Genomic DNA, 22,983 nt, shown 5'->3' on the forward strand with positions numbered 1-22,983 from the left:
AAATGGTAGTTGGAGATTTCCCGATCGAAACTGATACACTTGTCATAGGCTCAGGCCCTGGGGGCTATGTAGCTGCTATTCGTGCAGCACAGCTTGGCCAAAAAGTAACCATCGTAGAAAAAGCAAATTTAGGCGGTGTTTGTTTAAATGTTGGATGTATTCCATCAAAGGCATTAATTGCTGCTGGGCACCGTTATGAAACCGCTAAGCATTCTGATTCAATCGGGATTACAGCTGAGAATGTAACTGTCGATTTTTCAAAGGTTCAGGAATGGAAAAGTGGAGTTGTAAAGAAATTAACAGGCGGTGTTGAAGGATTATTAAAAGGCAATAAGGTTGAAATTGTCCGCGGTGAAGCTTATTTTGTTGATGCAAATACACTTCGCGTTATGGATGAAAATTCAGCACAAACTTATACCTTTAAAAATGCTATCATCGCTACAGGCTCTAGACCAATTGAAATTCCTGCATTTAAATATTCAAAAAGAGTCCTAGATTCAACAGGTGCTCTTTCTCTACAGGAAATCCCTGAAAGAATTGTCGTCATAGGCGGAGGATATATTGGTACAGAATTAGGTGGAGCTTACGCTAATTTCGGAACTCAAGTCACTATTCTTGAAGGATCTGATGAGATTCTTGGCGGATTTGAAAAACAAATGTCCGCTTTAGTAAAACGCAATTTAAAGAAAAAAGGCGCTGAAATCATTACAAAAGCACTTGCAAAAGGTGTAGAGGAAAATGAGAATGGCGTGATTGTAAAATATGAGGTAAAAGGCGAAGGAAAGTCCATTGAAGCTGATTATGTATTCGTCATGGTTGGCCGTCGTCCAAATACCGACGAGCTTGGATTAGAGCAAGTGGGAATAGAAATGACTGATCGTGGAATTATTAAAACAGATAAGCAGTGTCGTACAAATATAAGTAATATTTTTGCGATTGGAGATGTTATTGAAGGGCCTCCACTTGCACATAAAGCATCCTATGAGGGTAAAATTGCGGCTGAGGTTATTTCTGGACATCAGTCAGAAATCGACTATCTAGGTATCCCGGCAGTTGTTTTCTCTGATCCTGAACTTGCTTCTGTAGGATATACAGAACAACAAGCCAAGGAAGAGGGAATCGAAGTGACTGCAGCAAAATTCCCGTTTGCGGCTAACGGTCGTGCTCTTGCCTTAGATGCAACAGACGGCTTCGTAAAGCTCATAACTCGAAAAGAAGATGGCTTAGTCATTGGTGCACAAATTGCGGGTGCGAGTGCATCAGATATGATCTCTGAGCTGGGCCTTGCAATTGAAGCAGGAATGACGGCAGAAGACTTAGCAATGACGATTCATGCACATCCAACATTAGGAGAAATTACAATGGAAGCGGCTGAAGTTGCTCTAGGCACTCCTATTCATATTGTTAAGTAGAATGAAAAGTCCTTTTCCAATTGGAAAGGGGCTTTTTTTTGCCTAAGAAGTACATATAAGATTATTATCGTTCTAAGGTAAAAGCGAATATTGAAACCTATCATTTTCTATTTATTCCTCACTCAATTTTTGCTTATATTATTCAATGGGGAAATTTGTTTTTTCTCATATTAATGAGTGTTTTCTCATAATAAATTAGAAAACATGGCTTGTCACCTAATTGTTATAGAATTGAAAAATAAGAATGGTATATTCTACATATATTACATAAAACAGGTCTATTTTATGGATATTGACAATCTGGTGGTGAGATCATGAAGGTATATACTGTACTTCTTCTACAGCTTATTATTTGGAGTGGATACACCTTTATTGAATGGTTATCTAAATATGATCAGCTAATGTTTAAAGTACTGATGTTTTTCGTATTTTTATATTTAGCGATCATCATTGGAAACTACATCATGAAATCAGTGAAAAAAACATTTTTTGTTACAGCTCTTAGTCTATCCTTGTATGGTTCATTCCACTTTACAATGTCTTTAATTGGTGGCTAATTCGGGGATGTTGGGGATGAAAAAGACAAAAAGAGCCATTACTCAGGCTCTTTTATTTCTCTGCTACTGAAAAATCTCGTAACAATACTAAATAGTGCAAACGAAAATAAATAAAAACAAATAAAAGAAAATAGAAAAGGGGTAATTTTATATTTTGTTTGCTTTTCAAATGGAGACTCAAATTTTACTTCTAATGGATATGATTTTTTATCAGCAGGTAGAGTAACCGTTTGTTCAGCGAAAGGAAATGGTCCACCGAATGTAATATTTTGTTGCAGTGAATCAGGTTTTTTCTCAAAATAGGAATAAAACATAAAGGGAGTCATAATAGTAATTGCTAGGCTTAAAATCCCAAAAATAAGCAGTTTTTTTCTTAACAAAAATATCCACCTCATAGAATTTTTCGTTGAAAAGTGTGTAGCAGTATGAAATGAAGCAAAAGAACAGCACTTTGCTGTTCTTCTGCTTCATTTATTTTCTTGGATAAAAGTACATGATTCTTCCGTTAAATAAGTGCAGTTCTCCTTTTAGCTTTTTGGCTAAATATCGACAGAATTCATTAGCTTTACCTTTATCCCCAAATGTAGCTGTTTCAGGTAAAGTTAATTGAATATATGATTGTTGACGTTCAGATCCATCTTCATCATGGATTATTTCTTGATCTATTCCAAGTAGAATTGCATTGTAACGATCATTGTCTGAATGAAGGTAGAACCACTTACCTTTGCCCTCATGTGTTTCTTTTATTTCATATGGAAAGGCAGCTTCATTGTATTTCCAATCCACTTGGTCACCTGTTTTTGAGGTTATTTCTTTAAAGTATTGAAATAGTTCTTTAACTTCATCAGTCGTTATGCTTTCTTTATTTGATGAAGGCACAAGTTTTATGTATGCATTGTTAGCCAACATCCATCCCCCCATATTCCTTATATACTATCCATTCCATTCTAGCATTGATCAAAATCGTATGACAACTTAAACAAAGAATTTTCATAAAATCCTTGTAAAATTCTAAATAGTGAATTATAATAATATTCTAAATATTAGAATAAGGAGGGGTAAAATGGATCTTTTTGAGAAGCTCTATGATGAGCACGAAAATGTAAAGGTTCGATTCGTTGGCTTTACAACTGAACAAACAAGATATGATTTTGGGATTGTTTATACCAATTTATTTTTCGGAAAACCTCTAGTCGTCTGTATGCAAACTAGCCGCTCAACACTCCTCGATCCTAAGGACCTCGAAGACATTGAATTTTTACAAAAAGCCTTTAAGATGGATAATCGAAAGCAAGTAGAAGACTTATGCGAATTCTTCAAAAATGCCATCCCTGGATCCAGTTTTCAAACTCAGTATGAATAATTAAAGCAGGCAGTTTTTTTGCCTGCTGTACATAACTGTATAATAAAAACTTTGTAGCAATATAGCTATTGTGTCATACTAATTGGAAGAAGAATCCTGTCAAATATCTATATATTTTGAATGTAGAGTTTCTAATAGGTTATACAATTTACCCTTGAAAAAATAATTGTGTTATATTATTATGTAATTAAGGTTATTAAAGCGTTTTCAAGCTATTTTATATATAAAGGAGAATGAAAGATGGGTACAATTGTATGCCAAGCGTGTAATTCTACGATAGATTATTTCGAGGATGAAAAAGTAACAGTTTTATATTCCAAGTGTGAATGTACTTCATGTGATGGAGAGCATAAAAAACATATGAAAGCAGCAAATAATTAATATTTCTATTCTATTATATATAAGGCCTTCCTAAAGGGGAAGGTTCTTTCTTTTGATAATTAGGAAGCAAAAAGTTTATTTAGATCCAAAGTATATATGTAAATAAATAATTTCCCTGCTAATAAGATCGAATAAGTAAAACCTGGGTATTCGCCAAAAAGGACTTGGCAAGCGCCCAGGTTTTCTAATGATATTTTTTATCTTATTGCTTTGAATTCTTTTATTACACGAAGATATTTAAAATCATAATCCTCGGGACCTTGTACAGGTAGACCAGCATCCATATTTGTTTTTATATATCGAAGATTTTCTTGTGTAATGATTTCTCCAGGTATGAAAATAGGGATACCTGGAGGATATACCATGATAAATTCAGCAATGATTCTCCCTTCAGATCCATCAAAGGGCACTAGTTCTGTCTCTGCATAAAAGGCATCTCGTGGTGAAAGTGATAATACTGGAATGTCCGGCAATAACACTTGTGTTTCTAGCTTTTCGGTGAGTCCATGTCTTTCTGCAGATAACTCTGTTAATGCCTTAATTAACGTATCTGCTTCATAATCTGTATCTCCTGGCGTAATGATGCAAAGGATATTATATAGATCGGACATTTCAACTTCGATATTATAGTTTTCGCGGAGCCATTTTTCTACATCAAATCCATTTAACCCCAAATCCTTTACTGAGATTATTAATTTGGTAGGATCAAAACCATGTGCAGCATCCGTTTCTAATATTTCATCTCCGACACAATAAATATTCTCAATTTCATTAATTCGTCTGCGAATTGACTGAGCAAGGGTTATCGATTTGTCGATTAACTCTTTACCTTCTGTAGCGAGACGTTTTCTTGCCACATCTAGAGAGGCCAGAAGTAAATATGATGTTGAAGTAGTGGTCAACATGCTAAGAATGGATTGCACTCTTTTAGCTGAAACAAGATTTCCCTTCATATTTAAGATTGAGCTTTGTGTCATTGAACCACCAAGCTTATGAACACTTGTAGCGGCTAAATCTGCACCTGCTTGCATGGCGGACATAGGTAAATCATCGTGAAAATGAATATGAGCCCCATGAGCCTCGTCAACTAAAACAGGGACATTATAGGAATGGGCAACTTCAACGATTTTTTTTAAATCAGCAGAGATCCCGAAATATGTTGGGTTAATGACAAGAATTCCTTTTGCATCAGGATGTTGTTCGAGGGCCCTTGCTACAGAGTCAGTCGTTATCCCATGAGAAATTCCAAGATTTTTATCTATTTCTGGATGGATAAAGATCGGGGTTGCTCCAGAAAAAACAATAGCAGACATAACAGATTTATGAACATTTCTGGGAACAATAATTTTTTCACCAGGACCACAAACTGCCATTACCATAGTCATTATTGCTCCACTTGTTCCTTGAACAGAGAAGAATGTTCTGTCTGCTCCAAATGCTTCTGCAGCCAAATCCTGAGCTTCTTTAATAATTCCCTTTGGCTGATGAAGATCATCAAGTGGTCCTATATTGATCAGGTCAATTGCAAGAGCATTATTTCCAATAAATTCTCTAAATTCAGGATCGATTCCGTTGCCTTTTTTATGCCCAGGTATATGAAATTGGATAGGATTTTTTTTCGCATGTGCCAGTAATCCGCTAAATAACGGTGTTTCGAATTGTGACAATTTACTTCCACACCTCTTTAAATTATTTTGTCAAAAAAGGTCATAAAACATTTGAATTATAGCACTTTTCTTTATCCTTGCATAGAAAATTCGATACATACGAAAGTACATTTTTTCAGTCTAATGAAGTGACTTTTTATCGCAGATTAACGGGCAGTAAAACCCCCACTTCAAGTTTGCGAGAGAATCAAAGAAACATAAGTGGGGATCAACTGCCCGTAAAGGCCCATAAAATGAACACAGACTAAAAGCGCCACATAGTGTGGCAACGTCTGCACTAGCACATCCTGTGCTTCGGAAAACCCCCACTGATGGAAGTTTCACTTTATTAGTTTTAGATGTAGACAGGAAAATATAACATTAAAATAGAAGTATGTAGAAGATGAATGGTTTAGGAGGACTTTAAAATGAAATGGAATACAAGAATAACAGAATTATTAAATATCGAATACCCAATTATTCAAGGAGGACTTGCTCATCTCGCCTACTCAGATTTAGCAGCTGCTGTATCAAATGCTGGAGGGTTAGGACAAGTCACGGCAATGTCACTTGAAAGCCCTGAAGAATTGAGAGAAGAAATTAAAAGAGTAAAAACATTGACTACTAAACCATATGGTGTAAATTTTGCAATAGGACAGCATGGGAGAGCTTTTTCTCATTATTTAGATGTTGCAATTGACGAAGGGGTCCCTGTTATCACGATGACTGGGGGAAATCCTGCACCGATATTTGATCAATTAAAGGGAGTAAAGGTTAAGAAGCTTGTATTAGTAGCTGCTAAAAGGCAGGCAATAAAAGCTGAAGAGCTTGGTGCAGATGCAGTTATGGTTGTAGGTCAAGAAGGGGGAGGCCATTTAGGAAGAGATGATATTGGTACTTTTGTTTTAACACCTCAAGTCGTAGATGCTGTTTCGATCCCTGTAATTGCTTCGGGTGGAATCGGGGATGGAAGAGGACTTATGGCTGCTTTAAGTCTAGGGGCTGAAGGGATTGAAATGGGTACAAGATTCATAGCTACGAAGGAATGCATCCATGCCTCAGATATTTATAAAAAACAACTTGTGGGAGGGAATGAAAATGATACAGTTGTTATTAAAAGATCGATAGGTACTCCTGCGAGAGTTATATCTAATTCATGGACAGATCAAATATTAGAAATTGAGAAAGCAAATGGGGGCTACGAACAATTAAAAGACTTTATTAGCGGGAAGGCTAATAAAAATTATATTCATAATGGGAAGGCAGAGGAGGGGTTCGCTTGGGCAGGACAAGTTATGGGGTTAATTAAAGATGTCCCAACGGTTCAGGAACTTTTTGACCGAATGATAGCTGAAAGTGAAAGCATTCGTAAAAGGTGGGCAAATTAAAGCAATTACATGAGTGAAGAATAAAGAGGTGATTTATTATGGAATACCAATACCCGATTGAGCATGATTGGACGACAGAAGAAATTATTGATGTCATTCATTACTTTCAACAAATTGAAGAAGCATATGGAAAAGGTGTTGATCGAGAAAAATTTCTCGAAGCTTATAGAAGATTTAAAGAAATTGTCCCAGGTAAAGCTCAAGAACGAAAGATTTGTGATGAGTTTGAAGAAGTAAGTGGATTCTCATCCTATAGGATTTTAAAGACTGTAAAGGAAACAGAAACTGGTAAAACAATAAAGATATAATGATTGAAATTGTACTCTTTACATTAGTTAAATCAGGTGGGGATTATACCCTACCTGATTAGAATATCCCACTATTGCTAACGCATAGAGGAGGGAGGGGCTCATTTTCAAAAGAACAAAATAGAGTAAATAAAACCCCAAGCAAATAGAAGATTTTATTTACAAGTTTAGGCCAGCTTGTATAGCGGTAATAAAGTTTTAAAAACAGATTCAGCTTGTTGTAGAAAATTCTCAGGTGACATTCGAATGGCTTCTTCCTTTGAAATATGCAAGCCACATAAAATTTCTGCTTTTTTTACCTTTTGTAAGCGAACAAACATTGAATGAAGCTCTTCCTTTGATAAATTTCCGTGTACCTTTGCCTCTGGTTTTGTGTGATCAACTGACCAAACAAAATTCTTCGGTGTTTGTTTATATATTTTATTAATATTTGCTTCTAATTTCTTACCAAATATCTCTTTATTAGGTGCCTCATAAATGAGTGCAAACCAGATAAATACATGTGTTTCCCATAAACCTATTTGAAAATGGGGAAGCATTTTATAGCCTCTTGGATTACTTGCAAAGGCAACCCAAGTATCTTGAGGAGGGTTTTTTGTCCGCCGGGCATGCTTTGCTACATGAGGAAATATTTCATCCCCAGTCTCAAGGGAAAGAATTGGCGCAAAGTAATGTCCTAAACCCTCAAGCTTTGGCCTAATATGAGTGATTAATGCCTTCATTCGTTCATCAAGTCCGTTAATTTTAAAAACATCAAAATCTGTATCAGTAAAACCTGAAAATGTCATATCATAAACCTCCTAAATCCTATGTCAAATATTGTAGCATAAGGTAGAAAAAACAAAAACAATCTTGCATTTTTGCGGAATATAAGATGTAAAATTAGGTAATCACACAAATTTGTTGCATAAGTACTAAATTCCTCATATTATATTAGTAAAAATAATCAGAATTTTTTTATTTTTTGGAAGGGGTGTATTTTCTATGAAACAACTTATGAATTCAGTGAAAAATAAAGAAGGAGAAAGAGAAAGGACAGCCGTTCTCCGGTTAGAACTTGATTATGAACTTGCTACATTATTTGATGCTATGAATGAACAAAATGAAGATTTAAAAATGAAAAGTAAACAAAAGCTTGAAGGAATTAGGCAAGAGCTGCTAAAGCTGCATGCACTTTAATCGAATGTTCTAAAATGAAAAGAAAAAGGAGAAAGCTTTCACAAAATGTATATTGAAAAAAGACTTAGCCAATAACAAACGAACTCCTTGTTGGATATAGGGGTTCGTTTTATTATTTTATCTAAAAGGAACTTTTCGAAGTATTAATATTCTAATGTAAATGTGAAATTTCGAGTAGGTCACTGCTAAAAGATCGCACAATAAAACTTAGCATTCGACGAAAGCCAAGTTTATCTAATTGTAAATTTGAATTTTACTGTGAATAATAGGAAAATAAGAATGTTAAGTGTATCTTCGGAGGGCAGAAAGATGACAAATTGGTCAGAAATAAATCACAATGCGAGGGAATGGATAAAAGAAGCAGGAGAAAAAATTAAACATTCTTTCAATAAAACTTTAGTTATTCAAACAAAAACAAATGCGAACGATTTAGTAACCAACATTGATAAAAAGACGGAACAATATTTTATTGGGAAAATAAGAGCGCTTTATCCAGATCATAAAATTCTTGGTGAAGAAGGTTTCGGTGATGACTTAAGAAATCTCGAGGGAATTGTTTGGATAATTGACCCTATTGATGGAACGATGAACTTTGTTCATCAGCAAAGGAATTTTGCGATCTCTATTGGTATTTATGAGGATGGCATAGGAAAAATTGGCCTGATCTATGATGTTGTTCATGATGAGCTATACCATACCCAAAAAGGGCAAGGTGTATATCTGAATGAATTATTACTTCCTCCTCTTAAAGAAGTAAATGTTTCAGAAGCAATAATTGGGATGAACGCTACATGGGTTACTGAAAATACGCGAATTGATCCTTCCATGTTATCTCCGCTGGTAAAGCATGCACGGGGAACACGTTCATACGGATCTGCTGCATTGGAAATGGCTTATATTGCTTCGAGCAGACTGGATGCTTACATTACTTTACGTCTTGCACCATGGGATATTGCAGCAGGAATTATTATGATAGAAGAATTAGGCGGAGTGGCGACAACCTTGAAGGGTGAACCATTAAATCTTTTAAATAATAATTCGGTTTTCATATCGAGGCCAGGACTTCATCAAGAAATATTGGAAAAGTATTTAAAAAATGGAAAATGGTAAAGTGTAAAAAGAAAACCGTCGCTTAAAAACGGTTTTCTTTTTCTTTATTATAGTAATCCATTTTCCCTCATTTTCTTTTTTGTCTTAAAGCCAAATCCCATCACTAGAACTAATGCGATAATTGATCCTAATATCCCAATAATACTTTCTTCTGCAATAGCAATGCCGATTCCCATGATGCATAGTGCAGCAGCAATCGCAAAAGCTAATAATGGCCACTTTATTTGTTTCATAATATGTAACCTCCCATTCTGGGTGTGTAATAAGTTAATTTAAAAAAATTTTACAATGCTTTTATTATTTTACACAAAAAGCTATTAGGTTTCCACTTTATTTGTGTTATAATATCTCAGTTGTAGATAAGCAATTTTTAAATTTGATTATAATCCCTAAATATAGGTAGGAGGAACTTCCTTGAAATTAAGAGAAGATATACGTAATATTGCCATTATCGCTCACGTCGATCATGGTAAAACAACAATGGTTGATCAGCTTCTGAAACAGGCTGGGACATTTAGATCAAACGAGCATGTAGAAGAGCGTGCGATGGATTCTAATGACATTGAAAGAGAACGCGGAATTACGATTTTAGCAAAAAACACTGCGATTCAATACAAGGATACAAGAATTAATATTCTTGATACACCAGGACATGCTGATTTCGGTGGCGAAGTTGAGCGAATTATGAAAATGGTTGACGGAGTATTGCTGATTGTGGATGCATATGAAGGCTGTATGCCGCAAACCCGCTTCGTTCTAAAAAAAGCATTAGAGCAAAATTTAACCCCAATTGTCGTTGTAAACAAAATTGATCGTGATTTTGCTCGACCTGAGGAAGTAATTGATGAGGTACTTGATTTATTTATCGAGCTAGAAGCGAATGAGGAGCAGCTTGAATTCCCAGTTATTTATGCATCAGGAATTAACGGTACTGCAAGTACTGATCCTACTAAACAAGATAAGAACATGCAGGCGCTTTATGATGCAATCGTGAACCGTATACCGGCCCCAATAGATAATCGTGAAGAACCTTTACAATTCCAAGTAGCTTTACTTGATTATAATGATTATGTTGGTAGAATTGGGATTGGAAGAGTTTTCCGCGGTACTATTCAGGTTGGACAACAAGTCGCATTAATGAAACTAGATGGTACAGTTAAGCAATTTCGTGTAACGAAAATTTTTGGGTTCTTTGGACTAAAGCGCCAAGAAATTGAAGAAGCATGTGCTGGGGATTTAATCGCTTTATCAGGCATGGAAGATATTAATGTCGGTGAGACTGTATGTCCAGTTGAACACCAAGAAGCATTGCCGATTCTTCGAATTGACGAACCAACATTACAAATGACCTTCCTTGTAAATAACAGTCCATTTGCTGGTAGAGAAGGAAAATATTTAACTGCCAGAAAGGTTGAGGAGAGATTACGAGCTCAACTGCAAACAGACGTTAGTTTACGAGTTGATAATACAGATTCCCCGGATGCATGGATTGTTTCTGGACGTGGAGAATTGCATTTATCAATATTAATTGAGAATATGCGCCGCGAAGGCTTTGAACTGCAAGTTTCTAAGCCAGAAGTAATTGTAAGGGAAATTGACGGAGTACGCTGTGAACCTGTTGAGAGAGTACAAATTGATGTACCTGAAGAACATACAGGAGCTATTATGGAATCAATCGGTGCTCGAAAAGGTGAAATGCTTGATATGATCAATAATGGAACGGGTCAAGTTCGCTTGATTTTTAATGTACCTGCACGTGGATTAATCGGCTACACGACTGAATTTCTAACTTTAACTCGTGGATACGGAATCATTAACCACACGTTTGATAGCTACCAGCCAATGACACAGGGACAGGTTGGAGGAAGACGCGAAGGTGTACTTGTTTCAATGGAGAGTGGAAAAGCTTCAACATATGGTATTATGCAAGTAGAGGATCGCGGAACAATTTTCGTTGAACCAGGTACAGAGATCTATGAGGGTATGATTGTTGGTGAGCATAATCGTGAAAATGATCTTACTGTAAATATTACAAAAGTAAAACAAGCAACCAATGTCCGGTCTGCTACGAAAGATCAAACAGCAACTATGAAAAAACCTCGCATTATGACTCTTGAAGAAGCATTAGAATATTTAAATGAAGATGAGTATTGCGAAGTCACACCTGAATCTATCCGTTTACGTAAAAAAATCCTTGATAAAAATGAACGTGAGAGATCGTCTAAGAAGAAAAAATATGCTGAAATGAGCTAAGAAATGATACTCAAAAAGGAGGGAGAAAATGGGTGTTGATATAAATGAACATCTGTCTTTTTTCGCCGCTTTATTTAAAGTGCAAGAAAACCCAACATTAGGTATGTGGCTTCTTTATTTAACGATTGTCGTTTTATGTATTATTGTTTTTAAGCTAGGGTTTGCACAAAAATTGCCAATTGGAAAATCAATAATTATTTATCTTTTTCTATTATTAGGATGTACATTATTAACCTTTTTCGCAGTGTTCCTCCCAATTGCAGAAGGATTAGTTGTAGCTGCATTAATTTTAATTGTCTACAAAATCCGTCTTTATCAATCAAAAAAGCAAGAGGGGAAAGAGATTTAACTTGGAGATGGTTTCATGAAATCTTTGCAGGATGCTTTATATAATTGGCTTACCATTAAAATTGTTATCAATGACCGGCCTAGTGACACTGCGGCTGCTGAAACTGAAAAAATGTTTATAGGTATGCTTATTGATGAACATGGATTATCTAATATTGAAATAGAAAAAGATGAGATCATGTATTATGTACATTATGATCAGAACGGGGAAAGAAAAAAATCACGATTCCCTAGAGAGTTAATAGAAGTTATGTTAAATCAAATCAATTTAGAGCCTGAAAAGTACGTGAATTACCCAGAAGACTAAGGTTCTACTGTTTATATTAGAAAAGCCGCTCGTATTTTTAAATGAGCGGCTCTTTTATTTAGATAAAAATAAAAGTTTTCTCGAGCTAGAGCAAAGTCTAGCTATAAAAGGAAGGCTTTAATATCGCATTCATCGTAAAACCTTAGAGAAGCTTTGGAAGGAAGTGGCGTTTTTGTAGCGCAATTTATATCACCATTCCTCTTCTTTCACTTTACTTTGGTATAGTTTAAAGCTTCCTGTTTCAATTCTTTTTTGAGTTTTAGTCGTTATTCTTGCTTCGCAATCTTTACACATATAAGTATGGATTGGGCGGTTTCGTAGCCTTTTTGCTTGAAGGGACTCATCTTCAATCGATTCGATTTTATCACATAGAACACATTTTACTCTCATATGGACACCTCTATTAAATTTTATATTAGTCTTTTCAAATATTTTGAACATAAATTCATTCTTTTCCTGTTATTGTTTAATTATATAATATGTAACGATTCATATCGACTTACTTTCATTAAAAATGAATAAGTTGAAAATTAATCTTTGTCATAATATGATAATTTTATAAAGGAGGTATCATTATGGCTAATCAAGTAGAACCAAAATTGATCAAAGCTTTATTGGATAAACTACAGCAGGAACAATTTTGTACTCTAGCAACGATTGACTTTGAATATGGCGGTCCAAATGTAAGTGCAATATCATGGGTATTTGCTAAAAATGAGGAGACTATTTATTTTGCTGTTGATAATCGGTCTCGAATTGTTCAAAACATAAAGGCGAATAATAAAGTAGTCATTAATTTGATTGCGAATGAATCTACATATTCTATTAGCGGAAATGCTTCTGTTAAAGCAGAGAAACTAGAGGGTGTGCCTTTGAAGTTGGCTCTAATTGAAGTAGCTATTAAAGAGGTTCGTGATGTTATGTTTTACGGCTCAAAAATCGTATCCGAACCGCAATATGATAAAACATATGATAAGATCGCTGCTACTCGTTTAGATAAACAAGTAATGGCTGCAATGAAAAACGCTTAGTCCTGATGGGCTAAGCGTCTACTTAATATCTTAAACGAAATTATTCTGAGCTGCAAAAATTAGTCATGTTTATCCTTGTAATAATTAGATTGTGTATCTTGTTGTTTTTCCAACTTTTGTTCATCCTTATTATTTAATTTCTTTTTCGGTTCTTCTGTTGCATTTTTAGGAGTTGGTTCAATTATATCAGCTGGTACTTCAGGCATTAGCCTCCCTGAAATATCAGCCAATTCATTCATTATACCTTGAATAGGTTTTCCGTTTTGAATATCATCTGATATTTCCTTTAGTCGCGCATTTAAATCAGGATCCGCTATGATGATGGCTCTTGCGCCATATGGATCATTTTTTAAACTTTCAGCAACTGAATATTTAATTGACCCGACTTCAGATCTTTCGAGATTCTTATTAACATCAATTCCTACTATGGCATACTTTCCTAAGACAACTGCAGTTGCATCATTTACATTTGGAATGCTTGATGCAAGATGTACCAATCGCTTTGATATTTGCTGTCCTGAAGTTCTGTCTACTTCCTGTATAGCACTGTTTTTTACATGAACTACGTTTTCATTTGTATTTTCCTGTGCTTGATTATTATTAAGCCCACAACTTGTTAAAAAGGCAACAGCCATTACTAAAGATAGCCATTTAGTCAACTTTTACCATCTCCTAAACTTGAACTGATATTTGCAGTTCATATAATTGAATGTGTAAATATCAGTATTTTTAAAGGGTTCTTTACCGTTTATTGTGCAAAACTTCGTCTATCTTTATACCGAAAATCATATATTTAAGCAAAGTTCCATTCGTTCCACTGTTTTTTATACCTATGAAGAGCAGGAGGCAGAAGATTGAGTAAAATATATGTGTTAGATACCAACGTCTTGTTACAGGACCCTTATTCGATTTTCTCATTTGAAGAAAATGAAGTGGTTATTCCAGCCGTAGTACTAGAGGAAGTGGATTCAAAGAAACGGTATATGGACGAGATTGGCAGGAATGCAAGACAAGTATCACGTCTGATTGACAGCTTTAGAGGAACAGGCAAGCTTCATGAAAAAGTCCCTCTTGAAAATGGCGGAAGCTTGCGAATTGAATTAAACCATCGTTCATTTCAGCAGCTCCAAGATATCTTTATTGAAAAAACAAATGACAACAGAATATTAGCAGTGGCAAAAAATCTTTCATTGGAAGAAGAAACAAAGGAAAATGGCAGAACTGTAATATTAGTCAGTAAAGATGTTCTAGTTCGCGTTAAAGCAGATGCCATTGGTCTAATAAGCGAGGATTTTTTGAGTGATAGAGTCGTTGAGAATGACCATTTGTATACGGGGTTTATAGAAGTCTATATATCACAAGATACTTTAAACCGTTTTTACGAAAGAGGAGAGCTTCCAGTGTCTGATGTTTCATCCTCCATCGTTTATCCAAATCAATTTCTGATTATGAAGGATGAGCTAGGATCGTCTGCATCTGCTCTTGGTTTTGTTGATAAATCTAGAAAAAAAATAAAAAAACTGATTTTTGATCATGATCATATTTGGGGTATAAAGCCACGTAATGTTCAGCAGACCATTGCAATGGAGCTTTTATTAAGGAAAGACCTGCCGTTAATAACATTAACCGGTAAGGCCGGTACAGGAAAAACACTAATCGCATTGGCTTCAGGACTATTGCAAACAGAGGACTATGGGCATTATAAAAAACTTTTAGTTGCCAGACCGATAGTCCCTGTTGGAAAAGATATTGGTTTTCTTCCCGGGGAAAAGGAAGAAAAGCTTAGGCCATGGATGCAGCCCATTTTTGATAATCTAGAATATTTATTTAATACAAAAAAGCCTGGGGAATTAGAAGCGATTTTAGCAGGTATGGGGTCCATTGAAGTAGAAGCATTGACCTATATTAGAGGTAGAAGTATTCCTGATCAATATATTATTATTGATGAAGCCCAAAATTTAACGAAACACGAGGTAAAAACAATTCTTACTCGAGTCGGAGAAGGGAGTAAAATAGTCTTAATGGGTGATCCAGAGCAAATTGATCATCCTTATTTAGATGCTTATAATAATGGCTTAACATACGTAGTGGAGAGATTTAAGGATCAAACGATTTCTGGACATATTAAATTGATAAAAGGGGAAAGGTCTGGACTTGCACAATTAGCTGCCGATCTTTTGTAGAAGGAATAAAAAAATATTTTCTAAAATTCAAAAGATGTTTAAGTGATAAAAGAAAGGGCGATAAAAAAATATCGCCCTTCATCGGAATTACTTTACTATAAATGCTTTTACCCTTTTTATTGGATTATCTTTATTATGTCCATCTCCAAAATAAACATGGACAGGCCCATCTTCTCTTAAAGGCTTTCCTTTCAAAGAAAAACCTAATATAAAATTCCTAGCTTCACTAAGAGGTACATGTTCTTCTCCATCATCTGAAACAATCGTTAGTGTTTCAGCGCTTATGTCTGGTTCAGCATTTTGTATAAAAGGTTTAAATGGAATTCCGAATGTTCCTATTAAAACCTTTTCCTTTTCGAATTTTTTTTCAGTTTTTAATGTGGGAGGAAATACTGCCCCCTCCATAATTTCTCTATCCCAATGCTTGGAAATGGACTTAGTATACTCATCTAGCTCATCACTTTGTTCTGTTTTCGTATTAAAGAATGAATCTAAATCAACTCTCCGGTCATCGAAAATCCACACTCCCGGATCTAAAGTTATTGAATATTTAACATTACCACTTATTGAAATAATATTTTCCATTAAAACTCCTCCTAAAAAAGGCGCAAAAATCGTTCATTACAATGCTTAGTATACAGATTATTAATGGAATTGTCATATATTGCCCTACATGCTAGAATTCCTGTAAACAATTATATTGGAGGGCATCCTATGACTTGCAAATCAAATAAAGAATTACAAAATATAGTTAATGAGGTACGACCTTTAACTAAGGAAGGAATGGTTGCGGATTATATCCCTGCATTAGCAAAAGCAACGAAAAATGATTTATCAGTAGCGATTTACGAAACCAATAATAATTGCTTATACGCAGGCAGCTATCTAAAAAATTTCACATTACAAAGTATTTCAAAGGTGTTAGTTCTTGCCTTGGCCCTTCAAGATAGAGGGGTAGAGTATGTATTTGACAGGGTCGGGATGGAGCCGACTGGAGATCCCTTTAATTCGATTTCCAAGCTTGAAACCTCAATACCATCAAAACCGCTTAATCCGATGATAAATGCTGGGGCACTTGCAGTTACAAATATGATTAGAGGGGAAAGCGAAGCAGAAAAATGGAATCGAATTATAAGTTTTGTCAAATGTTTATCTAATAAAAAGAACCTTTCTTATGACACTGAGGTTGCTGCTTCAGAGCTGGAGACAGCCTGGCTAAATAGATCACTTTGCTATTTTATGAAACAGCATAATGTGATTGATGGAGATATTGAAGAGTTAATGATGGTTTATACTAAGCAATGTGCCATTGAAATGAATTGTTTTGAGCTTGCGAGAATTGGTGCTGTTTTTGCATTAAATGGACTAGACCCAGAAACTGGGGAAAGGTTGATTCCGATACACATCGCAAGAATCTGTAAAACCTTCATGGTCACTTGTGGAATGTATAATGCATCTGGTGAATTTGCAATTAAGGTTGGGATTCCTGCTAAAAGTGGTGTAGCAGGAGGTATACTTGCTGTGGTACCTGAAAAATACGGGATTGGTATTTTTGGTCCCTCACTTGATAAAAAAGGAAATAGTATAGCAGGTATAAAACTACTTGAAATTCTTGCTCAACAGTATGATTTTAGTATTTTTTAATTCCTGTGAAATCCTTATTATTCTTGCTTTTTTCTCATTATAAGTATAAAATTTATAGATAGGATGATCGCTCGGAAACGGGGGGATTGAAAGTTGGCTGCTGAAATGATAATAGATCATAAAGAAAAAGCAAATGCCCTATTAAAGGCAGATGCTGATAAAATATTAAAATTAATTAAAGTGCAGATGGACAATCTTACAATGCCACAGTGTCCTTTATATGAAGAGGTACTCGACACACAAATGTTTGGATTGTCTCGAGAAATAGATTTTGCCGTCCGGCTCGGCTTAATTGAGGAGAAGGATGGGAAGGCTATTTTAGATAAATTAGAAAAAGAGCTTTCTATTCTGCATGAAGCGTCAGTAAGAAAATAAAATTAGAAAAGCGCACGCGCCTTCAGAGCGATCAAAGGTCAGTTTGTTCCTGCGATGAGTCGCTGTTGGAGCTTTCCTTGTCATATCGTATTGTCAACACTAGGACGTCCTAAATGACAGGAGGAGGCGCTTTAGCTAAACAGTTAAATAAAACTCAAACATTCATTAATGATTGTTTGGGTTTTTTTAGCTATTAGAGGAATTTACATATATTTTCAGTGCGAAGAGATAAGTTAAGTTATTAATGTGTCACAATAAAAAATTAGTATGACATAATTGTGGATGTTTAATAAATAGTGTGTTACATTTGATTTAACTTTTCTATTCTTCAGTGCAGGATATTTTAATGCTTTAGTCGAATAAATAAATCTACGTAGAAGATAAGGGAAGAGGCTAGATGTTAAAAAAAATCTTAAAATCATATGATTATTCATTAATTATTGCAGTAGCGCTATTGTCAGTTTTTGGCCTAATTATGATCTTTAGTGCAAGTATGGTTACATCTGTTCAGTACTATGGATTGGAAAGTGATTATTTTTATAATAAGCAAAAGGTTCATCTTATTATCGGGGCAATTGCTTTTGTTTTCATGGCACTTTTTCCTTATAAAGCCATGTTAAGTAACAAGATTCTTGTTCCCATGGTTTTTCTTTCTTTATTTGGCTTATTTGCTATCTTTCTTTTTGGATATGCTTCAAATAATGCATTAAGCTGGTTTAAAGTGGGGAGTAGAATGATTCAACCTGCTGAATTCGTTAAGCTCACAGTCATTATCTATTTGTCAGCGGTTTATGCAAAGAAACAATCATATATCAATGAGTTTAATAAAGGAGTTGTACCTCCACTAGCTTATTTATTTCTAGCGTGTTTAATGGTCGCGATACAGCCAGATTTTGGAACTGCTGCAATTATCTTTTTAATTGGAGCTATGATCATTTTTGCTTCAGGAATGAATTATAAAAATATCTTAAAGCTTTGTTTCATAGGAATATTGATAGTAGCACCTCTTGTATTGATCATGAAAGACGAAATTTTTACTGACGTAAGAATGGGACGATTTGAAGCATTTGCCAACCCGTTCAATACTGAATATGGGTATCATCTCGTCAATTCTTATCTTGCATTAGGTTCTGGAGGGCTTAAAGGATTAGGGCTAGGCAATAGTGTTCAGAAGCTTGGTTACTTGCCCGAAGCTCATACTGATTTTATTATGGCAGTTATTGCTGAGGAGCTTGGAGCATTTGGGGTTTGTTTCGTTTTACTGCTCCTTGGATATATTGTCCTTCGTGGCCTATACATTGGTTTAAAATGTAAAGATCCTTTTGGCAGTCTATTAGCAATTGGGATATCTAGTATGATTGGAATTCAATCCTTTATCAATCTTGCTGGGATATCAGGATTAATCCCGCTTACTGGGGTACCGCTTCCATTCGTAAGCTATGGGGGCTCATCATTTATACAGCTATCACTTGCAATGGGGATACTTGTAAATGTATCTATGTTTGTAAAATATGAACAAAAATATAAAAGAAATATCGAAAATGATCCACCTGAACAAATTCAAAAGTTTTCGCGAAAAGTTTATAATTACCATAAATAAGTGTCCAGTCTCCACTGCACTTTTTATAAAGAATCATCCAGAGGAATAATCAAATGATATTATTCATTTGAAATAGGACATGACAATTGTAAAAAGAGAGATTAATAGTATTCTGCGAACGGATCATTTATGGCCGTCGCATAACTTTATTTTCCAGAAAAATCAAAATAATAAGAAGACGGGGTGTTTTTCTTGAGCAGACGCATCAACAAAGTGTTAGTAGCTAACAGAGGCGAAATAGCCATCCGGATATTTCGAGCATGTACAGAATTAAATATCCGCACAGTAGCAATATATTCTAAGGAAGATACCGGCGCTTATCATCGATATAAGGCTGATGAAGCATATTTGATTGGTGAAGGAAAAAAGCCTATCGATGCTTACTTAGATATTGAGGGAATAATTCAAATTGCCAAAAACAGTGAAGTTGATGCGATCCATCCGGGCTATGGATTTTTGTCTGAAAATATTCATTTTGCAAAACGATGCGAAGAAGAAGGCATTATTTTTATTGGACCGGAATCGCGACATTTAGAAATGTTTGGTGACAAGGTGAAAGCCAGAACACAAGCTCAGCTTGCTGAGATCCCAGTTATTCCAGGAAGTAATGGCCCTGTTAAAGGATTAGAGGATATCATTAATTTCGCTAAAAATCATGATTTTCCTATAATTATTAAAGCTTCTCTTGGCGGCGGCGGTAGGGGGATGCGAATCGTCAAAAATCATGATGAAATAAAAGAAGCTTATGATCGTGCAAAATCGGAAGCGAAAGCAGCTTTCGGAAGTGACGAGGTTTATGTTGAAAAGTTTATTGAGAGACCTAAGCATATAGAGATTCAAATTATTGGGGATAAACAAGGAAATATTATACATCTTTATGAAAGAGATTGTTCTGTTCAACGCCGTCACCAAAAGGTAGTGGAAGTTGCTCCATGTGTTTCTATTTCGAAAAATTTACGAGATACAATTTGTGAAGCAGCAGTTAGATTGATGAAAAATGTGGATTATATCAATGCGGGAACAGTTGAATTTTTAGTTTCGGGTGAGAAGTTCTATTTCATTGAAGTAAACCCTCGTGTGCAAGTAGAACATACAATAACTGAGATGGTAACAGGTGTAGATATTGTTCAAACACAAATCCTTATTGCGGAGGGACATGCCCTCCATAGTGATGTGATTGGAATTCCTACACAAGACAAAATCCATGTGAATGGCTACGCAATTCAGTCTCGTGTTACAACGGAGGATCCGCTAAATAACTTTATGCCTGATACAGGAAAGATCATGGCGTACCGTTCAGGTGGAGGATTCGGTGTTCGTCTTGATGCTGGAAATGGCTTTCAGGGTGCGGTTATCACGCCTTTCTATGATTCATTACTTGTCAAACTATCTACACATGCTATGACATTTGATCAAGCTGCTGCGAAGATGGTTCGAAATCTTCAGGAGTTTAGAATTCGTGGAATAAAAACAAATATTCCATTTCTTGAAAATGTAGTTAAACATCACAAGTTCTTAAAGGGTGAATATGATACATCTTTTATTGATCAGACACCTGAATTATTCTTATTCCCAAAACGAAAAGACCGTGGAACAAAAATGCTCAACTACATTGGAAATGTTACTGTTAACGGATTTCCAGGAATTGAAAAGAAAAAAAGACCTGTATTTGACCTTCCTAGATTACCGAAAACAAATAGTCAAATCGACTTTCAAAATGGTACGAAACAAATCCTTGATCAGCATGGAGCAGAAGGTCTTGTAAAATGGGTAAAAGAACAAAAAGAAGTATTGCTGACAGATACTACCTTTCGAGATGCGCACCAGTCATTACTTGCGACACGAGTAAGAACAAATGACATTAAAAAAATTGCAGAGCCTGCAGCTAAGCTTTTGCCTGAAATGTTTTCCTTTGAAATGTGGGGAGGAGCTACATTTGATGTCTCTTATCGTTTCTTAAAAGAGGATCCGTGGGAAAGACTGCTTGTCTTAAGAGAAAAAATGCCAAATGTTCTTTTCCAAATGCTTTTAAGAGGCTCTAACGCAGTTGGATATAAGAATTATCCTGATAATGTTATTCGTGAATTTGTAGAAAAGTCAGCGTATGCAGGAATTGATGTTTTTAGAATTTTTGATAGCTTGAACTGGGTTAAGGGAATGGAAGTAGCAATTGATGCAGTTAGGCAGACAGGCAAGATAGCAGAAGCTGCGATTTGTTATACAGGTGATATTTCTGATCCAACAAAAACAAAATATGATATAGATTATTATAAAAAGTTAGCTAAAGAACTCGAAAATCAAGGTGCGCATATTTTGGGGATTAAGGATATGGCTGGTTTATTAAAGCCACAAGCAGCATATCGATTAGTTTCAGAGCTTAAAGACACGATCAACATTCCAATTCATCTTCACACACATGATACAAGCGGAAATGGAATATATACGTATGCTAAAGCAATTGAAGCTGGAGTAGATATCGTTGATGTTGCATTAAGCTCAATGGCGGGGTTAACGTCACAACCAAGTGCCAACTCCTTATACTATGCATTAGAGGGTACTGATCGAAAACCAAATATTAATATTAATGCCTTAGAACAATTATCTTATTATTGGGAAGATGTAAGGAAATATTATCCAGATTTTGAAAGCGGTATGATGTCACCGCATTCTGAGGTATACCAGCATGAAATGCCTGGGGGCCAATATAGCAATCTCCAGCAGCAAGCAAAGGGCGTAGGTCTTGGTGAAAAATGGGATGATGTTAAGGAAATGTATTCTCGTGTAAACCAGATGTTTGGAGATATTGTTAAAGTAACTCCATCTTCAAAAGTCGTAGGAGATATGGCACTTTATATGGTTCAAAATCAATTAACGGAAGAAGATGTTATCAGCAAAGGAAATTCACTTGATTTTCCAGATTCTGTTGTTGAGCTATTTGAAGGATATTTAGGACAACCATATGGCGGTTTTCCAAAAGAGCTTCAAAAAGTTATTTTGAAAAACAAAGAACCTATCACTGTCCGTCCAGGAGAACTATTAGAAAATGTTGATTTTGAGAAAATGGGAGAAAAGCTTTTTAAAGAGTTAGGAAGACAAGTAACAAGTTTTGATAAGCTGGCATATGCTCTATATCCGAAGGTTTTTATGGAATATGTAAAAACGGTACAGCAATTTGGTGATGTTTCAGTTTTAGATACTCCGACCTTCTTATTTGGTATGAGACTAGGAGAGGAAATAGAAATCGAAATTGAAACAGGAAAAACTTTAATAGTCAAGCTTGTTTCCATCGGACAACCACAAGCGGATGGCAATCGAGTAATTTATTTTGAATTAAATGGTCAACCGAGAGAAGTAGTCATCAAAGATGAAAGCATTAAATCTACTGTTGCAACAAAAATAAAGGCTGATCCCCATAATGAAAATCATATTGGAGCTTCCATGCCAGGAACGGTTATTAAGATATTAGTAGAAAAAGGCGAGAAAGTGGAGAAAGGTGATCATTTAATGATTACAGAAGCAATGAAAATGGAAACGACTGTTCAAGCACCTTTCTCTGGTATCATTAAAGATTTATTTGTTTCAAATGGCGAAGCAATTCAAACAGGAGATTTATTAATTGAATTAACAAAGTAAATGGTTTACAAAAAAAGTTGCAGTAATAGACTGCAACTTTTTTTGCTATATAGGAAATTATAATTTTCGCTATCTGTTGATAACTTGAGATATAGTTTATCTACGTTCAGCTCCAGCGCCTACCTCCTCGAGGTCACAAGCCAATCCTCCCAGAAAGGTAAAGAACACCTTTCCGTGAGGCTCGTCTTGTGCTTGTCGGAGGTGAGCAAGGCGCTTGCGCATTTGTTCCTAGTAAAATGATCAACTTTTTAGCTATTTAAAGTGA

Annotated in this window: 25 protein-coding genes; 17 read left to right on the forward strand and 8 right to left on the reverse strand. The window is 35.5% G+C overall.

Going from position 1 to position 22,983, the window contains the following annotated elements; translation table 11 throughout:
* Positions 1-2 precede the first annotated feature (2 nt).
* The gene (lpdA, locus tag KHA94_RS02360) at positions 3-1,412 is read left to right on the forward strand and encodes a dihydrolipoyl dehydrogenase (RefSeq protein WP_213100539.1); all 1,410 of its coding nucleotides are present in this window, start codon (positions 3-5) and stop codon (positions 1,410-1,412) included.
* 314 nt (positions 1,413-1,726) lie between these two features.
* Positions 1,727-1,969: a hypothetical protein gene (locus KHA94_RS02365; RefSeq protein WP_213100540.1), complete on the forward strand. Its 243-nt coding sequence runs from the start codon at positions 1,727-1,729 to the stop codon at positions 1,967-1,969.
* Between the two features lie 38 nt (positions 1,970-2,007).
* Here the strand turns inward: KHA94_RS02365 and KHA94_RS02370 are convergent, their stop codons facing one another.
* Together KHA94_RS02370 and KHA94_RS02375 are read right to left on the reverse strand one after the other, a co-directional pair.
* On the reverse strand, positions 2,008-2,349 hold the full coding sequence (locus tag KHA94_RS02370; protein ID WP_213100541.1) for a hypothetical protein: 342 nt from the start codon (positions 2,347-2,349) through the stop codon (positions 2,008-2,010).
* A gap of 91 nt (positions 2,350-2,440) precedes the next feature.
* Positions 2,441-2,878, reverse strand: a complete 438-nt coding sequence (locus tag KHA94_RS02375) for a DUF1885 family protein (RefSeq protein WP_249365276.1) — start codon at positions 2,876-2,878, stop codon at positions 2,441-2,443.
* A 154-nt stretch (positions 2,879-3,032) separates the two neighbouring features.
* Here KHA94_RS02375 and KHA94_RS02380 point away from each other — a divergent pair, with 154 nt between their 5' ends.
* Both KHA94_RS02380 and KHA94_RS02385 read left to right on the forward strand, forming a co-directional pair.
* Complete coding sequence (locus tag KHA94_RS02380; protein WP_213100542.1) at positions 3,033-3,332, forward strand: DUF3055 domain-containing protein; 300 nt, start codon at positions 3,033-3,035, stop codon at positions 3,330-3,332.
* 240 nt (positions 3,333-3,572) lie between these two features.
* Complete coding sequence (locus tag KHA94_RS02385; protein ID WP_213100543.1) at positions 3,573-3,713, forward strand: GapA-binding peptide SR1P; 141 nt, start codon at positions 3,573-3,575, stop codon at positions 3,711-3,713.
* Positions 3,714-3,910: 197 nt separating this feature from the next.
* Here the strand turns inward: KHA94_RS02385 and KHA94_RS02390 are convergent, their stop codons facing one another.
* Positions 3,911-5,380, reverse strand: a complete 1,470-nt coding sequence (locus KHA94_RS02390; RefSeq protein WP_213100544.1) for an aminotransferase class I/II-fold pyridoxal phosphate-dependent enzyme — start codon at positions 5,378-5,380, stop codon at positions 3,911-3,913.
* 407 nt (positions 5,381-5,787) lie between these two features.
* Here KHA94_RS02390 and KHA94_RS02395 point away from each other — a divergent pair, with 407 nt between their 5' ends.
* Complete coding sequence (locus KHA94_RS02395) at positions 5,788-6,747, forward strand: NAD(P)H-dependent flavin oxidoreductase (protein WP_213100545.1); 960 nt, start codon at positions 5,788-5,790, stop codon at positions 6,745-6,747.
* Between the two features lie 38 nt (positions 6,748-6,785).
* A complete protein-coding gene (locus KHA94_RS02400; RefSeq protein ID WP_213100546.1) occupies positions 6,786-7,055 on the forward strand; it encodes a UPF0223 family protein in 270 nt (89 codons plus the stop codon).
* A 167-nt stretch (positions 7,056-7,222) separates the two neighbouring features.
* Here the strand turns inward: KHA94_RS02400 and KHA94_RS02405 are convergent, their stop codons facing one another.
* Positions 7,223-7,843 carry a YktB family protein gene (locus KHA94_RS02405; RefSeq protein ID WP_213100547.1) on the reverse strand — a complete coding sequence of 207 codons (621 nt, stop codon included), beginning with the start codon at positions 7,841-7,843 and terminating at the stop codon, positions 7,223-7,225.
* A 196-nt stretch (positions 7,844-8,039) separates the two neighbouring features.
* On the opposite strand from KHA94_RS02405, the gene KHA94_RS02410 reads away from it, so the two are divergent.
* Together KHA94_RS02410 and KHA94_RS02415 are read left to right on the forward strand one after the other, a co-directional pair.
* Positions 8,040-8,234 (forward strand): hypothetical protein, encoded by a 195-nt coding sequence (locus KHA94_RS02410; RefSeq protein WP_213100548.1) that lies wholly within the window; start codon positions 8,040-8,042, stop codon positions 8,232-8,234.
* Between the two features lie 309 nt (positions 8,235-8,543).
* Entirely contained in the window at positions 8,544-9,344 is an 801-nt protein-coding gene (locus tag KHA94_RS02415; protein WP_213100549.1) for an inositol monophosphatase family protein, read from the forward strand.
* A 47-nt stretch (positions 9,345-9,391) separates the two neighbouring features.
* Here KHA94_RS02415 and KHA94_RS02420 read toward each other — a convergent pair whose 3' ends face one another.
* Complete coding sequence (locus KHA94_RS02420) at positions 9,392-9,577, reverse strand: YlaF family protein (RefSeq protein WP_213100550.1); 186 nt, start codon at positions 9,575-9,577, stop codon at positions 9,392-9,394.
* Positions 9,578-9,758: 181 nt separating this feature from the next.
* Between KHA94_RS02420 and typA the strand changes: the two genes are divergently transcribed.
* The 3 genes from typA to KHA94_RS02435 are packed head-to-tail and all read left to right on the forward strand — an operon-like array spanning position 9,759 to position 12,252.
* Entirely contained in the window at positions 9,759-11,597 is a 1,839-nt protein-coding gene (gene typA, locus KHA94_RS02425) for a translational GTPase TypA (RefSeq protein WP_213100551.1), read from the forward strand.
* 28 nt (positions 11,598-11,625) lie between these two features.
* Positions 11,626-11,946: a YlaH-like family protein gene (locus KHA94_RS02430; RefSeq protein ID WP_213100552.1), complete on the forward strand. Its 321-nt coding sequence runs from the start codon at positions 11,626-11,628 to the stop codon at positions 11,944-11,946.
* A 15-nt stretch (positions 11,947-11,961) separates the two neighbouring features.
* A complete protein-coding gene (locus tag KHA94_RS02435; protein WP_213100553.1) occupies positions 11,962-12,252 on the forward strand; it encodes a hypothetical protein in 291 nt (96 codons plus the stop codon).
* Positions 12,253-12,441: 189 nt separating this feature from the next.
* On the opposite strand, the gene KHA94_RS02440 is transcribed toward KHA94_RS02435, so the two are convergent.
* Positions 12,442-12,642 (reverse strand): YlaI family protein, encoded by a 201-nt coding sequence (locus tag KHA94_RS02440; RefSeq protein ID WP_213100554.1) that lies wholly within the window; start codon positions 12,640-12,642, stop codon positions 12,442-12,444.
* A 185-nt stretch (positions 12,643-12,827) separates the two neighbouring features.
* On the opposite strand from KHA94_RS02440, the gene KHA94_RS02445 reads away from it, so the two are divergent.
* A complete protein-coding gene (locus KHA94_RS02445; RefSeq protein ID WP_213100555.1) occupies positions 12,828-13,283 on the forward strand; it encodes a pyridoxamine 5'-phosphate oxidase family protein in 456 nt (151 codons plus the stop codon).
* A gap of 59 nt (positions 13,284-13,342) precedes the next feature.
* On the opposite strand, the gene KHA94_RS02450 is transcribed toward KHA94_RS02445, so the two are convergent.
* Positions 13,343-13,942 carry a YhcN/YlaJ family sporulation lipoprotein gene (locus tag KHA94_RS02450; protein WP_420828131.1) on the reverse strand — a complete coding sequence of 200 codons (600 nt, stop codon included), beginning with the start codon at positions 13,940-13,942 and terminating at the stop codon, positions 13,343-13,345.
* Positions 13,943-14,137: 195 nt separating this feature from the next.
* Between KHA94_RS02450 and KHA94_RS02455 the strand changes: the two genes are divergently transcribed.
* The gene (locus tag KHA94_RS02455; RefSeq protein ID WP_213100556.1) at positions 14,138-15,466 is read left to right on the forward strand and encodes a PhoH family protein; all 1,329 of its coding nucleotides are present in this window, start codon (positions 14,138-14,140) and stop codon (positions 15,464-15,466) included.
* Positions 15,467-15,553: 87 nt separating this feature from the next.
* Here the strand turns inward: KHA94_RS02455 and KHA94_RS02460 are convergent, their stop codons facing one another.
* On the reverse strand, positions 15,554-16,051 hold the full coding sequence (locus KHA94_RS02460; protein WP_213100557.1) for a peptidyl-prolyl cis-trans isomerase: 498 nt from the start codon (positions 16,049-16,051) through the stop codon (positions 15,554-15,556).
* A 129-nt stretch (positions 16,052-16,180) separates the two neighbouring features.
* On the opposite strand from KHA94_RS02460, the gene glsA reads away from it, so the two are divergent.
* The 4 genes from glsA to pyc all read left to right on the forward strand — a co-directional run bounded on the left by glsA (position 16,181) and on the right by pyc (position 22,718).
* Positions 16,181-17,110: a glutaminase A gene (gene glsA / locus KHA94_RS02465; RefSeq protein WP_213100558.1), complete on the forward strand. Its 930-nt coding sequence runs from the start codon at positions 16,181-16,183 to the stop codon at positions 17,108-17,110.
* 93 nt (positions 17,111-17,203) lie between these two features.
* Positions 17,204-17,485, forward strand: a complete 282-nt coding sequence (locus tag KHA94_RS02470) for an Fpa/YlaN family protein (protein WP_213100559.1) — start codon at positions 17,204-17,206, stop codon at positions 17,483-17,485.
* 397 nt (positions 17,486-17,882) lie between these two features.
* Entirely contained in the window at positions 17,883-19,085 is a 1,203-nt protein-coding gene (locus KHA94_RS02475; RefSeq protein ID WP_213100560.1) for an FtsW/RodA/SpoVE family cell cycle protein, read from the forward strand.
* A 192-nt stretch (positions 19,086-19,277) separates the two neighbouring features.
* Entirely contained in the window at positions 19,278-22,718 is a 3,441-nt protein-coding gene (gene pyc, locus KHA94_RS02480) for a pyruvate carboxylase (RefSeq protein ID WP_213100561.1), read from the forward strand.
* Positions 22,719-22,983: the final 265 nt, after the last annotated feature.

It is taken from the genome of Cytobacillus citreus (assembly GCF_018343665.1).
GTDB classification, from domain to species: Bacteria; Bacillota; Bacilli; order Bacillales; family Cytobacillaceae; genus Cytobacillus; species Cytobacillus citreus.

Bases quoted from the DNA above. Each gene is read 5' to 3' on its own strand.
- KHA94_RS02410 (WP_213100548.1), top strand. From the start codon at position 8,040: ATGAAACAACTTATGAATTCAGTGAAAAATAAAGAAGGAGAAAGAGAA.
- KHA94_RS02405 (WP_213100547.1), bottom strand. From the start codon at position 7,843: ATGACATTTTCAGGTTTTACTGATACAGATTTTGATGTTTTTAAAATT.
- KHA94_RS02385 (WP_213100543.1), top strand. From the start codon at position 3,573: ATGGGTACAATTGTATGCCAAGCGTGTAATTCTACGATAGATTATTTC.
- KHA94_RS02375 (WP_249365276.1), bottom strand. From the start codon at position 2,878: ATGTTGGCTAACAATGCATACATAAAACTTGTGCCTTCATCAAATAAA.
- KHA94_RS02435 (WP_213100553.1), top strand. From the start codon at position 11,962: ATGAAATCTTTGCAGGATGCTTTATATAATTGGCTTACCATTAAAATT.
- KHA94_RS02440 (WP_213100554.1), bottom strand. From the start codon at position 12,642: ATGAGAGTAAAATGTGTTCTATGTGATAAAATCGAATCGATTGAAGAT.
- KHA94_RS02460 (WP_213100557.1), bottom strand. From the start codon at position 16,051: ATGGAAAATATTATTTCAATAAGTGGTAATGTTAAATATTCAATAACT.
- KHA94_RS02380 (WP_213100542.1), top strand. From the start codon at position 3,033: ATGGATCTTTTTGAGAAGCTCTATGATGAGCACGAAAATGTAAAGGTT.
- lpdA (WP_213100539.1), top strand. From the start codon at position 3: ATGGTAGTTGGAGATTTCCCGATCGAAACTGATACACTTGTCATAGGC.
- KHA94_RS02420 (WP_213100550.1), bottom strand. From the start codon at position 9,577: ATGAAACAAATAAAGTGGCCATTATTAGCTTTTGCGATTGCTGCTGCA.
- KHA94_RS02415 (WP_213100549.1), top strand. From the start codon at position 8,544: ATGACAAATTGGTCAGAAATAAATCACAATGCGAGGGAATGGATAAAA.
- glsA (WP_213100558.1), top strand. From the start codon at position 16,181: ATGACTTGCAAATCAAATAAAGAATTACAAAATATAGTTAATGAGGTA.
- KHA94_RS02430 (WP_213100552.1), top strand. From the start codon at position 11,626: ATGGGTGTTGATATAAATGAACATCTGTCTTTTTTCGCCGCTTTATTT.
- KHA94_RS02400 (WP_213100546.1), top strand. From the start codon at position 6,786: ATGGAATACCAATACCCGATTGAGCATGATTGGACGACAGAAGAAATT.
- KHA94_RS02395 (WP_213100545.1), top strand. From the start codon at position 5,788: ATGAAATGGAATACAAGAATAACAGAATTATTAAATATCGAATACCCA.
- KHA94_RS02475 (WP_213100560.1), top strand. From the start codon at position 17,883: ATGTTAAAAAAAATCTTAAAATCATATGATTATTCATTAATTATTGCA.
- KHA94_RS02365 (WP_213100540.1), top strand. From the start codon at position 1,727: ATGAAGGTATATACTGTACTTCTTCTACAGCTTATTATTTGGAGTGGA.
- KHA94_RS02445 (WP_213100555.1), top strand. From the start codon at position 12,828: ATGGCTAATCAAGTAGAACCAAAATTGATCAAAGCTTTATTGGATAAA.